At 74.7% G+C, this 12,541-nt stretch carries 12 protein-coding genes; 3 read left to right on the top strand and 9 right to left on the bottom strand.

Annotated elements, in window-relative coordinates; translation table 11 throughout:
- Positions 1-2: 2 nt before the first annotated feature.
- The 6 genes from ACQZ2A_RS17235 to ACQZ2A_RS17210 all read right to left on the bottom strand — a co-directional run bounded on the left by ACQZ2A_RS17235 (position 3) and on the right by ACQZ2A_RS17210 (position 6,294).
- Positions 3-1,961 carry a sensor histidine kinase gene (locus ACQZ2A_RS17235; RefSeq protein ID WP_430213586.1) on the bottom strand — a complete coding sequence of 653 codons (1,959 nt, stop codon included), beginning with the start codon at positions 1,959-1,961 and terminating at the stop codon, positions 3-5.
- Between the two features lie 3 nt (positions 1,962-1,964).
- Complete coding sequence (locus tag ACQZ2A_RS17230; protein ID WP_430213584.1) at positions 1,965-2,597, bottom strand: hypothetical protein; 633 nt, start codon at positions 2,595-2,597, stop codon at positions 1,965-1,967.
- Positions 2,598-2,690: 93 nt separating this feature from the next.
- On the bottom strand, positions 2,691-3,350 hold the full coding sequence (locus ACQZ2A_RS17225; RefSeq protein ID WP_430213582.1) for a response regulator transcription factor: 660 nt from the start codon (positions 3,348-3,350) through the stop codon (positions 2,691-2,693).
- A 3-nt stretch (positions 3,351-3,353) separates the two neighbouring features.
- Complete coding sequence (locus tag ACQZ2A_RS17220) at positions 3,354-4,421, bottom strand: saccharopine dehydrogenase (protein WP_430213580.1); 1,068 nt, start codon at positions 4,419-4,421, stop codon at positions 3,354-3,356.
- Between the two features lie 4 nt (positions 4,422-4,425).
- Positions 4,426-5,466 (bottom strand): Gfo/Idh/MocA family protein, encoded by a 1,041-nt coding sequence (locus ACQZ2A_RS17215; protein WP_430213579.1) that lies wholly within the window; start codon positions 5,464-5,466, stop codon positions 4,426-4,428.
- A 9-nt stretch (positions 5,467-5,475) separates the two neighbouring features.
- Entirely contained in the window at positions 5,476-6,294 is an 819-nt protein-coding gene (locus ACQZ2A_RS17210; RefSeq protein ID WP_430213578.1) for an alpha/beta hydrolase, read from the bottom strand.
- A gap of 158 nt (positions 6,295-6,452) precedes the next feature.
- Between ACQZ2A_RS17210 and ACQZ2A_RS17205 the strand changes: the two genes are divergently transcribed.
- Positions 6,453-7,202 (top strand): class I SAM-dependent methyltransferase, encoded by a 750-nt coding sequence (locus ACQZ2A_RS17205; RefSeq protein WP_430213577.1) that lies wholly within the window; start codon positions 6,453-6,455, stop codon positions 7,200-7,202.
- 12 nt (positions 7,203-7,214) lie between these two features.
- Here ACQZ2A_RS17205 and ACQZ2A_RS17200 read toward each other — a convergent pair whose 3' ends face one another.
- The 3 genes from ACQZ2A_RS17200 to ACQZ2A_RS17190 all read right to left on the bottom strand — a co-directional run bounded on the left by ACQZ2A_RS17200 (position 7,215) and on the right by ACQZ2A_RS17190 (position 10,425).
- Positions 7,215-8,873: an HNH endonuclease signature motif containing protein gene (locus ACQZ2A_RS17200; protein WP_430213575.1), complete on the bottom strand. Its 1,659-nt coding sequence runs from the start codon at positions 8,871-8,873 to the stop codon at positions 7,215-7,217.
- Between the two features lie 113 nt (positions 8,874-8,986).
- Positions 8,987-9,832 carry a serine protein kinase RIO gene (locus ACQZ2A_RS17195; RefSeq protein WP_430213616.1) on the bottom strand — a complete coding sequence of 282 codons (846 nt, stop codon included), beginning with the start codon at positions 9,830-9,832 and terminating at the stop codon, positions 8,987-8,989.
- 170 nt (positions 9,833-10,002) lie between these two features.
- On the bottom strand, positions 10,003-10,425 hold the full coding sequence (locus ACQZ2A_RS17190; protein WP_430213573.1) for a DUF6855 family protein: 423 nt from the start codon (positions 10,423-10,425) through the stop codon (positions 10,003-10,005).
- Positions 10,426-10,597: 172 nt separating this feature from the next.
- Between ACQZ2A_RS17190 and ACQZ2A_RS17185 the strand changes: the two genes are divergently transcribed.
- Positions 10,598-11,212, top strand: coding sequence for a helix-turn-helix transcriptional regulator (locus ACQZ2A_RS17185; RefSeq protein ID WP_430213572.1), 615 nt, complete (start codon positions 10,598-10,600; stop codon positions 11,210-11,212).
- 90 nt (positions 11,213-11,302) lie between these two features.
- Positions 11,303-12,502, top strand: coding sequence for an acyl-CoA dehydrogenase family protein (locus tag ACQZ2A_RS17180; RefSeq protein ID WP_430213571.1), 1,200 nt, complete (start codon positions 11,303-11,305; stop codon positions 12,500-12,502).
- The last annotated feature ends 39 nt before the right edge of the window (positions 12,503-12,541 follow it).

Here is a 12,541-nt window from a genome sequence, read left to right as displayed (position 1 = left end):
CCTCAGCGGGACCCTGTCCCGGACTCCCCGTGGGTCCGGTGGGCCTGCCGCCCGAGCGGGAGGACGGCCTCGAGCAGGGTGCCCCTGTCGTCGGTCACCACGTCGAACCGCCCGCCCAGCTCCTCGGCCCGGGCCCGCATCGAGGTCGTGCCCACACCGCCCGAGCCGACCGGCCCCGCCCACCCCCCGTCGTCGCGGACCCTCACGTGCAGGTCGTCGGCACGCTCGAGCGCGACCTGCACCCGGTGGGCGCCGCTGTGGCGGGCGACGTTGGTCAGGGCCTCGGCGACGATCCGGTAGGCCGCGACCTCCACGGCCGGGTGCAGGTCGTCCAGCCGTCCGCGGACGTCGACCTCGACGGTGCGTCCGGCGAGCAGCGCCTCGGCCGTTCGGTGCACGGCTCCGGCGAGGCCGAGGTCGAGGGCCGCCGGACGGAGGCCGTCGATGATCTCGCGCACCGAGCGCCCGAGCTCCCCGAGGTCGGCGAGGACCTCCTCGACGACCTGCCCCTCACGACCGTCGAGGTGCGGGCGCGCGGCGTGCAGCTGCATCCGGACCCCGGCGATGACCGGCCCCACGCCGTCGTGGAAGTCGCGCCGGAGCCGCAGCCGCTCCTCCTCCCGCGTCAGCACGAGGCGCTCGCGAGCCGATTCGAGGGCCAGGGTGAGGCGGTGTGCCTCGGCCGCCTCCGCGGCCTGCCGGGCCACCTCCGTGAGGAGGCCGCGCTCCCGGCTCCCGAGGTCGTCACCGCGGCGTCGGGTCCACACGGTCAGCTCGCCGACGCGACCGCCGTCCTTGACGAGCGCGAACGGGACGGGGTCGGTGTCGGCGTGCCCGACGTCGGCGACGACGACCTCCCCGCCGTCGACCTCGACCGCGACCCGGGCCCGCGGGACCCGCAGCGCCTCGACGATGGCCACGGCGCTGGTCCGGAGCATCTCCTCCGGGGTGGCGACGGCGGCCAGCCGACGGCCCAGGGCCGTGAGCACCTCGAAGGGGGCGTCGCGGTCCCCGAAGAGCAGCCGCTCGACCCGGCGCTGGAGCCACGCGCGGGCGGGGTCGAGCAGGACCGCGAGGACGGCGAGGGTGAGCACGGCTCCGGGCCCGACGGACCCGGTGAGGCGCTGCAGCAGGAGGAGCGCGCCGGCGTAGAGCCCGACCACGCCGAGCGTCAGCGCGATCCGCACCGCGCCCCGGGGGACGTCCTGGTCGAGGTCATCGAGGCGGTGCTCGAGGATGGCCGCCCCCAGGCCGACGGGGAGGGCGAGGACCGCAGGCGTCAGGGCGAACGGCACGTCGAGGGCGTCGAGGGCGATGCCGATCGGGAGCAGCGCCGCCGTGGGCGCGAGCCAGAGGACCTGCGCCCGCGTGGCCCCGCGCCGGGCCCGCGCCCGGCGGAGGAGCACGACGAGCGAGGCGAGCAGCCCGGCGACCGACACGGCCCCGAGGACGGCGAAGGTGAGCAGGAGGGGGCGGCAGGGGGCGGGGAGGGCCGCCGTGCTGTCGGTGAGGAGCGTGCGGGGCGCGAGGGCGGCCGCCGCGGCGAGCACGAGGGTCGAGGTCGCTCCGGCGGCGAGCATCCACCGTCCCAGCCGACGGGCCCGGGGCCCGGCGGCGCCGTCCGGGAAGCCGAGCAGGAGGGTGGGCGCCACGGCGAGCGGGGGCCACCACGTCCACTGGGTCGCCCACGCACCGGCCGTCGTCCCGGACCACGAGACGGCAGCGAGGCCGAGCACGGCGAGCAGCCCGGTGAGCGCCGTGAACCGGGCCGTCCGGCTGTGCGGGCGGTGGAGGAGGAGGAAGAGCCCGACCGGCACGAACCCCAGGGCGAAGGACACCCCGAGCCCGAGGGGTGGCGCCAGCCGGGACGGCGGTCCGAGCGCGACACCGAGTGCCGCGAGGACGAGCACGAGGCCCACCGACACGGCACCGACCACGGCCGACGGGTCCCGGTGCCGCACGGCTCAGCCCGTGAGGCGGTGCATGAGGTTGTGGAACCAGCTGCCGTTGTGGGGGACGCCGTCCGGGGAGAGCGGCGGGGGGACCCACGGCGTGAGGGGCGGTCCACCACCTCCCGTCACCGGGCCCGACCCGCCGGTCCCCGGCATCCGTCCGACGAGCAGGCGCACCCGCGTCGTCAGCTCGACGAGCCACCCGCGCAGGCCGGCGGCCGGGACGTGCCGGACGGTCCGCGACGTCCCGCCCGTGCCCTCGAGCAGGGCGAGCACCTCGGGCAGCGACCCGGACGCCCACGGGACGACGCTCGGGGGGACGCCGAGCTCGGGATGGTTCCCCAGGTGCTCGCGGGCCCGGTCGAGGACGCTCGCCACCCGGGCGACGAGGACGTCGGGGTCGGCGTCTCCGGCACCCACCGCGACGAGGGCGGTGCCGTCGTCGGTGACCCGCAGCGCGTGCCCGGCGTCGTCGTAGATCTCGAGCCCGGGGTCGTCCGCGGTGGGTGCCGCTCCGTGCAGGTCGCGCCGGCCGCTCCCGTCGGTGTCCGCGCCGAAGACGTGCTCGAGCAGCCAGGCTCGAGTCCCCGTGTGCACCATCCGGTCCTCGGACGTGATGGCGAGGACGAGGTCGTTGTCGGCCATCGCGGGCTCCTCTGCTCGGGGCGCGGCACCGGCCCCGCCGACCCCTCAGTCTCCTCCGCCGCCCCCGCCCCGACAACAGGCCCGGGCCGGCGGTCAGCCGCGACGGCCGTGCTCGCGGACCAGGAGGGCGAGGTGGACCCGGTCGCGGGCGCCCACCTTGGGCAGGATGCCGGTCAGCAGGTTGCGCACCGTCTTCTCGCTGACGCCGAGGAGGCGGGCGATGGCCGGGTTGGCGAGGCCGTCGGCGACGTGGTGGGCGACCCGGAGCTCGCGCGGGGTCAGACCGGCGAGGGGACCGTCGGCCGTCCCGCCGCCGGCGGCCTCGTCGCCGAGGTGGAGCCGGCCCGCGACGAGGTCCCAACCGAGGACGACGCCACCGGCCGCGATGGTCGCCAGCGCATCGACCACGAGGTCGGGGTCGGAGTCCTTGGCGAGGTAGCCCGCTGCCCCCGCGGCCATCGCCCGGCCGGCGGTCTCGACGGAGCGGTCCATCGTCAGGACGAGGCTGCGGCAACCGGGGGAGCGGCGGGCGAGCTCGGCGACGAGCTCCACCCCGTCGCCGTCGGGCAGCCCGACGTCGACGACCGCCAGGGTGGGCTGGTGCGTCGTGGCGAGCCGCCGCGCGTCGGCCACGGTGGCGGCCTCCACGGGGTCGGCGGCCCAGTCGGTGTCCGCGAGCAGGGCCAGCAGGCCCCGTCGGACGACGGCGTGGTCGTCGACGACGAGGACGCGGGTCCCGGGCGGCGGGCCCATCGCTCAGCCGGCTCCCGTGGCGGAGGTCGGTGCCGGTGCCGCCGTGGTGCCGCGGGCGGCCTGCGCCGCCTCGTAGCTGCGACGGGCCTCGGCCCACGGACCGCGGCGACCGGCGAGGGTGGGCACGAGCGGGACGAGGTCGGCCGAGAACGCCTGGCTGGCCTCGCGGGGGAGCAGCGAGGGCAGGTTGTCGACGGCGATGACGTCGAGCGGTGGGTCGTCGGCCACCCGGCGCACCGGCTCCTCCCACGACGTGATCGAGGTGTTGACCGGGACCAGGTTGTGCTCGGAGGTGACGTCGCACGTGACGTCGGCGACGACGCGCAGCTCGCGGTCGGCCGCGAGGTCGTCGGGACCGACGAAGGGCGGCTGCGGGGTGCTCGACAGCACGCAGTTGACGAGCAGCTCGTGGTCGAGGAGGGCCTCGCGGTCGAGGACGCGGGTGTCCTCGCGGTCCCAGCCGTCGAGGATCGCGCCGGCGGAGATCAGCGCGTCGAGGGCGCCGCGGCCGCTGCGGCCCTGCGCGCCGACGACCAGCGCGGACATCCCGTCGGCTCCGGCGGCCCGGACGAGGGCGTCGAGCTCGGCGCGCTCCATCGGGTGCAGCGGCTCGAGCGTCCCGCGGGTGGCCAGGACGCCGAGGGACGCGCCGACGTAGCCCGCCCAGTAGCCGAAGGCGATGACCCGCCGGCCGTCGACGGTGAGGTACTCGAGGTCCAGCACCTCGCCGCCGCCGGCCGCGAACCGGGCGAGCAGCGCATCGGCGCCGTCCTGGCCCTTGTAGGCGTGGGCGAAGAAGATGTGCGTGTGCCGCAACGCGTCCGGGCCGTCCGGGAGCTCCTTGATGCCGAGCACGTGCGCGTCGTCGGGGGCGTCGCCCCACGAGCCGGAGGGCACGATGCGGCACCCGCCGGACCGGTAGGCCTCGACGTCGAACACGCGCTGCGGCGACTCCTCGACCGTGACCTGCACGCCGTCGGCGACGAGCCGGGCGGCGTCGTGCGGCACGAGCGGTGCGCGGCGCTCGGTGGAACGGGTCTCGTGGCGCAGCCACAGGTGCACGGAGCTCATGGCCTCATTCTCCCGGGTAGACGACACCGACCTGACGGCGGACCTCGTCCATGACCGCCATGACCCTGCGCGTGGCCTCCCGCGGCACCGACCAGGGCTCCGCGCGACTTGCGTCGAGGGCGCGGGCGAACTCCGCGATCTCGAAGCGGAAGCCGTGCTCGGGGTCGTCCGGCTCCCAGGTGTCGACGACGGTGCCGTCGGGGGCGAGGAGCCGCACGGAGGTGGCGGCGCCGTAGAACGCCCCGGGCCCGGTGAGCTCGAGGCGGGTCGCGGTGCCGGCGACGAGCGCCTGGCACGGGGTCGCGGCGGCCATCGTGCTGGTCATCCGGGCCAGGGCCGCGCCGCGCCGGGCCGTGACGCCGACGGTGACGTCGACCCCCTCGGGGCTGAGGGTGCCGCGCGCCGCGACGTCGTCGAGGCCACCGAGGACGTGGTCGGCGAAGGCGATCGGGTAGACGCCGAGGTCCAGCAGCGACCCGCCGGCGAGGGCCGGGTCGGAGAGGCGCTGCGGGCCGTCGGGCCAGAGGAGCTGGCCGTGGTCGGCCTGGACGAGGACGACGTCGCCGAGCGTGCTTGCGGCCACGGTGCGCCGGACGACGTCGTACTGGGGGGAGTAGCGGCTCCACATCGCCTCGGCGACGAGCAGCCCTCGTTCCGCGGCGGCCGCGAGCACCTCGTCGGTCTCGGTCAGGCTGCGGGCGAACGCCTTCTCGACGAGCACCGGCTTGCCGGCGGTCAGCGCGAGGAGGGCGTGGGCGTGGTGCTCGCTGTGCGGCGAGGCGACGTACACGGCGTCGATGCCGGGGTCGGCGACGAGCTCCTCGTACGAGCCGTGCGCCCGGGCCACGCCGTGGCGGTCGGCGAAGGCGCGGGCGCGTTCGATGGAGCGGGAGCCGACGGCGACGACCTCGGAGCGGGTCCGCTGCTGCACCGCCTCGGTGAAGGTGGCGGCGATGCCGCCCGGGCCGAGGACGCCCCAGCGCACCGGCGGGGCGTCCATCGGGTCCGGGACCGTGGGCGCGGAGAGTGCGGGCTTGGTCGGCATGCCCGAACCCTAGAGGGCTCCGGCCTCGTCGACCCGTGCCCGGATCCACCGGAGCTGGGCTCCGCCGTGGCCGCGCCAGTACGCGCCGCTGTGGCCGCCGGCGTCGAGGGAGAGCGCGGCGCCCGGCAGGGCCCTCCCGAAGGCGCGGTTGGCGGCCGCGAAGGGGTCCTCGCGGCCGCAGTCGAGGCGGACGGGCAGGCTCGCCAGCGTCGCTAGCCGCTCGTCGGCGAACACGTCGTGGGCCACGAAGTCGTCGCGGTCGTCGAAGGCGCCGTGGGCCGAGGCGCCGGGGGAGGTCCACAGGGCAGCACTCGAGGTGACGACGGCGGCGACCCGGTCCGGCCCGAGCTCGCTCGCGAGGAGGAGGGAGCCGTAGCCGCCCATCGACCAGCCGAGGAACGCGACGCGCGAGGTCTCCGCGTAGGCGCGGGCCACGAGCGGCAGGAAGTCCTCGAGCACCATCCGGCCGGCGTCGGTGCCGTCGCGCCGGCCGTGCCAGTACCCGTCGCCGCCGTCGACCGCGGCCACCGCGAGTCCCGTGGCCGCGACGTGCTCGGCGAGCCCGAGCAGGGTGAGGGCCTGCTCGGCGTGCCCGCCCTTGCCGTGCAGCACGACGACGGGCGGCCTGGCGGTGTCATCGGCGCTCGGCACGGCGAGCACCCACGGAAGGTCGCGGCCCGGCAGATGGGGTGAACGCAGGGTGCCGCGCTCGACCTCGACGTCCCGGGGGACCTCGGTGCCCGGCAGGTCGCGCGAGCACCCCACCGCAGCGGTTGCGAACACGCCGAGGCCGGCCCCCAGGGCCGTGCGACGGGTGGGACGCGACACGGCGTCAGCGTAGGTGGCCCGTCGTGCGCTCACTGAGGGAACGACGTCTCGGCCAACCCTCACTGGGCCTGTCCCTCGCGAGGTGTCCGCGCGCTCGGTCGGCCGGACGGGCGATACGTGGCCACTGCTGCGGAGCGGCCGGCGGGCAGGATGAGGACGTGCGGACCTTCGATGAGCTGGTCGCCGAGGCCGAATCGGCGGACATCACGGGCTGGGGCTTCGCGTGGCTCGATGGCCGCGCCACGGAGCAACGCCCACCGTGGGGATACTCGCGTCTGCTCGCCGACCGGCTGGCACGGGCCACGTGCGCTCTGGACATCGACACCGGTGGCGGGGAGGTGGTCTCGGAGGCGTCCGTGCTGCCGGAGCGGATGTGCGTCACCGAGGCGTGGGCTCCGAACGTGCAGCGGGCGCGTGAGGTGCTGGGCCCGCGAGGCGTCGAGGTGCACGAGACGAGGCAGGGCCAGTCCCTGCCCTTCCCCGACGGGTCGTTCGACCTCGTGACGGCGCGGCACCCGGTGAGCCCCGACTGGTCAGAGATCCGGCGTGTGCTCGAGCCCGGCGGCCACTACTTCGCCCAGCACGTCGGGCCTGCCTCCGCGTTCGAGCTGATCGAGTTCCTCATCGGCCCTCTCCCCGAGCATCGGCAGGGCCGAGACCCCCGACGTGAGGCAGCACAGGCAGAGCGGGCGGGACTGACCGTCACAGACCTCCGGACGGCCCGCTGCCGCATGGAGTTCCTCGACGTCGGGGCGGTCGTCTGGGTGCTGCGCAAGTGCGTCTGGTGGGTCCCTGACTTCTCGGTCGACCGGTACCGGGCCAAGCTCTTGGTGCTGGACGACCTGATCCGGGACCGGGGGGCGTTCGTGGCCCACTCGACGCGCCATCTCATCGAAGCCCAGCGGTAGGCAGAACACCAGTCAGAAGGGTGGCGCCTCCGGGGCGCTCGACGGGCGTCGTCGTGGGCGGCGGGTGGGGAGGGTGTCGAGGGTCATCCGGACGCGGGGTCGGGTGAGGTGGACGCGGCAGGTCCACACGGTTTCCGGATGGTGTTCGAGGTGGTGCTCCAGGGCGGAGTGGGGTCCGTCGGGCAGGACGAGGGAGGGGTTGCCGGGTTCCGGCGGGGGTGGGTCGGTCCCGGCGTCGGGGAGGGCGATCGGGTGGAGCTGGTCGGGTGGATGGGTGGTGCGGGTGCGGCCGGTGGGGTCGGTCCAGGTCATCGTGGCGTCGGGGTGCAGGGTCACGCGCCAGCCGGGGCGTTGCTTGATGCGGTGGTGGCGCCGGCACAGGCAGACCAGGTTGAGGGATGACGTGGGTCCTGCCGGGTAGGGGCGGACGTGGTCGAGGTCGCAGTAGCGGGCGGCGACGGCGCAGCCGGGGAAGCGGCAGTGCCGGTCGCGGGCGCGCACGAACGTGGCGAGCCGTGGGCTGGGCCGGTAGGCGCTGGTGGTGAGGTCGCCGTCGGGGTCGACGGGTGCGCCGGTGCCGGTGTCGCAGGCCAGGATCCGCGGCCGGCCGACCCGGTCGCGCCCGGTGATAGCGGTCGCGGCCACAGCGCGCTCGAGCCAGCCGCGCTCGACCAGCAGCGGCTCCCCGGCGCGGCCCGTGTCGACCTGCACGAGGTCGGTGGCCGCCCGGCCGGCGACCCCGACAGCCGCGTTCTCGGACGGGTCCGCGGCAGTGACCGCGAACCCGTTGATCCCGGCGCCTGCGGCGGATGCGGGCACGCTTCCGCCCTCGACCGGGGTGGTGAGCACGACCTGGACGTCGATGGTCGCGTTGCTCGTCACCAGGTCGGTCAGCGCCTTGGCCCGCGCCCGGTCGATCCGCGAGCAGACCCCGTCGGCGACGTACTGCTGGGCCAGGGCGTCGATCGCGGCCCACGCGGTGCACGCCTCCTCCGACGGGAACGTCCCCAGCCACGTGTCGACACCCGGCTCGTCGACCCACCGCCGCAACCCGGAGGCCTCCCGCGCCCGGACCGCCCGCTGGCGCAGCAGGTCCGGGCTGATCCTCGCCAGCAGCCGGCGAGCACGCCGGCGCAGGTGGCTGCCGTCCTCGACCTCGAACCACTCCTGCAGCGAGGCCACCACCGTCTCGGCCACCGGGGCGGGGACCTCCTCCAGCTCGTACGCCACCACCTGCGCCGGGTACCCGTCCAACCGGCCCTCGCGCATCGCGGCGTGCAGCCCACCCAGCCCGGTGCACGACGCCGACCCCTCCGCACCGTCCGCAGCCCGACGCACCGCATCCCGCACCCGCCGCTCGGCGTGCACCGCGGACACGTTCAGCACCCCCGACACGATCGACGGGGCATCGAGCGCGACGTGCCCGAAGGGCTCACGGACCTCCACCAGCGTGCCGTCCTCGGCCCACTGCGGCTCCAGCGCCGCCACCGCCACGATCGCCTCGTCCTGCACCGCGGTCGCCACGTCCACCACCTGCTGCAGGACCGCCAGCGCAGCACACCACTCCTCGCGCGAGGCACCGGCCACCGCCCGCGAGGGAAGGCCCGACAGCACACCGAGCGCCTGGTCGGCAGCAGCCAGGACGTCCTGCGGACTCGTCGTGGTGGTCATCGGCTCCCCCTCCCCTCGTACCCCCGACCCTACCGGACAGGCGTTCGAGAGGGAAGGGCCAAGGTGATCGAATTCCCTGTCCGACAGCCTTTTCGGAGAGATCGAGCCGAGTCTCAGAACCGCGACGTGGCCTCCGCGACCAGGTCGGCCACGAGCTCGCCGGCGTCCACCTCGAGCCCCTTGCGCCGGAACCAGGTGACCATCGTCGTGGCGTCCCGTTCGAGGAACTCGAAGCCCTGCGGGTTGCCGATGACGTCGACCACCTGCGGCCAGTCGATGAGGACGAGCCGCTCCTCGTGGACGAGGACGTTGTAGGGGCTGAGGTCGCCGTGGGTCCACCCGTGGTGGGCGAGGGTGAGCATCGAGGTCCGGAGCTGCTCGTAGAGCTCGCGCAGCAGCGCGGGCTCCGGCCGGGTCTGGACGAGCCGGGGTGCCGCGACCGGGGTGTCGCCGTCGGTCGTGCCGACGAAGGACATGAGCATCTCGCTCTCGTCGAGCTGCACCGGGTAGGGGACCGGGAGGTCCAGCTCCCACAGGGCCCCGAGCGCGGCGAACTCGGCTGCGGCCCACTGCCCGGCGATGACCTGCTTGCCGAAGTCGGTGCGCCGGGCCATCGCCCGCATCTCGCGGCTCTTGCGGACCCGGCGCCCTTCGAGGTAGCCGGCGTCGCGGTGGAAGAGACGGTGGTCGCCGGAGCGGTAGCGCTTGGCGGCCATCGTCACGACCCCGGGCTCGCCGGGGACCCAGCGGCGGACGACGTGGACGTCGGCCTCCTTGCCGGTCTTGAGGACGCCGAGGTCGGCGTCGACGGCACCGAGGGCCGTGATGACCCAGTCGGGTCGCGGCTTCGGCCCGTGGGTCGCGCCGTCCCAGGAGGACCAGCGCTGCCCCTCGGGCGGGGCGTCAGGGGAGGTGTCGGTGGAGAAGGCTGCCTGCTTCTCCGGCAGGTGGAACGGCATGTGCGCCAACGGAGTACTCCTGTGCGAGGAAGGGGATCGGGGCCGGGGTACGGCCCGGGACAGTCGTGGACATGTCGGCCTCCTCCTTCGCTCGCGGGCGCGCGGACACGCGCCGTCCCCCTCAGGGTGGCGCAGGCCCGCCCGCCCGCGCCACCGGTTTACGCGTGGGCTCAGCCCGTGGTCGAGCGCACGCGGTTGTTGCGGGGCCCGTGCTCGAGCTCGGCCCACCCGAGCAGCTCGAGCACCGGCGTCACGTAGTTGGCGAACCGCCCGCGGTACCCCTTGCGGAGCCCGTAGTACCCGCCGACGGGGTTGCCGGCGTCCCGAGCCCACGCCTCGACGGTGCCGTCCTTGACCGGCTTGCCCTCGTCGGCGTTGCCGAGGGGCACCCAGTCGCCGCGCTCGGTGAGCATCTCGCGCAGGTCCTCGAGGGCGCGCAGGTGGTACGACAGCCGCGTCGAGCCGACCTGGACCACGAGTGCCGGCGGGTCCGCGGCCTCGTCGCGCCACGCGGAGAACGTGGAGGTGCGCGGCGGCGTCTCGAGCAGCCACGGGTCCTCGGGCGTGCCGTCCCCGTAGGTGACGCTGCTCATCGGGCCACCTCCCGGATGCTGCGCCGCTGGGTCTTCCGGAGCCGTCGGGGGTCGGTCGTCATCACGCGTCGTGCTGCACAGGTCCTCATCGGATCACCTCTTCCGCGGCGGACCGTAGCAGCCATAAGGTGACGTCTCCTGTCATGGTTTCTCCGCCGATCCGGAGGTCCCGGTGCGCGCCTCGCGGCTGCTGCTCATGCTCCTGCTCCTCCAGAACCGCGGGCGGATGACGGCCGACCGGCTCGCCGCCGAGCTCGAGGTGAGCAGGCGCACCGTGCTCCGTGACGTCGAGGCCCTCTCCGCGGCCGGCCTCCCGGTCCTCGTGCGCCCCGGTCGCGGCGGGGGCATCGAGCTGGGGTTCAGCTACCGCACCCGGCTCACCGGCCTGGCCGCCGACGAGGCCGAGGCCCTCGGCGTGCTCCTCGCCCGCCCCTCGCCGGAGCTCGCCGCCCTCGGCCTGGCGGCGCCGGCAGCCCGGGCGGGCGCCAAGCTCCTCGAGTCCCTGCCGGACCCCAGCCGCGCCATCGCCCAGCGGGCCGGCGCACAGTTCCGGGTCGTCCCGGCCGCGCCGCCCGAGGACGAGCGGGTGCCCGCCCTGGTCGATGCCGTGCGCCGGCGCCGGGTGGTGCGCCTGCGGGCCCGGGGCGATGCCGCCCGCACCGTCCATCCGGTGGGGCTGGTGCTGGAGGAGGGGCGCTGGGCCCTGGTCGACGCCCTCGACCCCGAGGTGCCGGTCCCGCTCGAGGAGTGGGGCACCGTCAACATCTCGGCCCGCGGCTTCGGCTGACGCGAACCCGCGTGGGCGCCGTCACACGGTGGGAGGGCTCACACGCCGAGCGCGTTCCGGTCCTCCGCCGCCGCAGGCATACTCGCCTCCATGTCGCGCCTCCAGACCACCGACGGCCTCTCCGAGGAGCAGCACGAGCTCATCAAGCTGGTGCGGGAGTTCGTCGACGAGCAGATCCTGCCCGTCGCCACCGAGCTCGAGCACAAGGACGAGTACCCGACGCAGATCGTCGAGGGCATGAAGGAGATGGGGATCTTCGGGCTGATGATCCCCGAGGAGTACGGCGGCCTCGGCGAGAGCCTGCTGACCTACGCGCTCGTCGTCGAGGAGATCGCCCGCGGCTGGATGAGCGTCAGCGGCATCATCAACACGCACTTCATCGTCGCGTACATGGTGCTCCAGCACGGGACCGAGGAGCAGAAGCAGAAGTACCTGCCGCGGATGGCCACCGGCGAGGTCCGCGGCGCGTTCTCGATGAGCGAGCCGGGGCTCGGGTCCGACGTCGCCGCCATCCGCACCAAGGCGGTCAAGGGCGAGGACGGCGGCTGGACGATCGACGGCCAGAAGATGTGGCTGACCAACGGCGGCTCGGCCAACCTCGTCGCGGTCCTCGTCAAGACCGACCTCGGCGAGTCCGACAGCCCGTACAAGAACATGACCACCTTCCTGGTCGAGAAGGAGTCCGGCTTCGGCGAGACCGCGCAGGGCGTCACCGTGCCCGGCAAGATCGAGAAGATGGGCTACAAGGGCGTCGACACGACCGAGCTCGTCTTCCAGGGCCACCGCACCACCGACGAGCAGATCCTCGGCGGCGTCCCGGGCAAGGGCTTCTACCAGATGATGGACGGCGTCGAGGTGGGCCGCGTCAACGTCGCCGCCCGCGCCTGCGGCCTCTCGCGCCGCGCCTTCGAGCTCGGCATCGCCTACAGCCAGCAGCGCGAGACCTTCGGCAAGAAGATCGCCGAGCACCAGGGCATCCTCTTCCGGCTGGCCGACATGGCCACCAAGGTCGAGGCCAGCCACCAGTTGATGGTCAAGGCCGCCCGGCTCAAGGACGCCGGCCAGCGCAACGACCTCGAGGCCGGGATGGCCAAGTACCTCGCGGCGGAGAACTGCGCCGACGTGGTCGAGCAGTCCTTCCGCATCCACGGCGGGTACGGGTACTCCAAGGAGTACGAGATCGAGCGCCTCTACCGCGAGGCCCCGATGCTGCTCATCGGCGAGGGCACGGCCGAGATCCAGAAGATGATCATCGGCCGCCGCCTCCTCGAGGACTACAAGGCCCGCTGACGCGCCGCCGCTCGCACAGGAGGCGTCCAGCCCACACCC

This window comes from Phycicoccus avicenniae, from assembly GCF_050496545.1.
GTDB classification, from domain to species: domain Bacteria; phylum Actinomycetota; class Actinomycetes; order Actinomycetales; family Dermatophilaceae; genus Phycicoccus; species Phycicoccus avicenniae_A.
The sequence above is the reverse complement of the archived record's forward strand: the minus strand, read 5'-3'. Positions and strand labels throughout refer to the sequence as shown.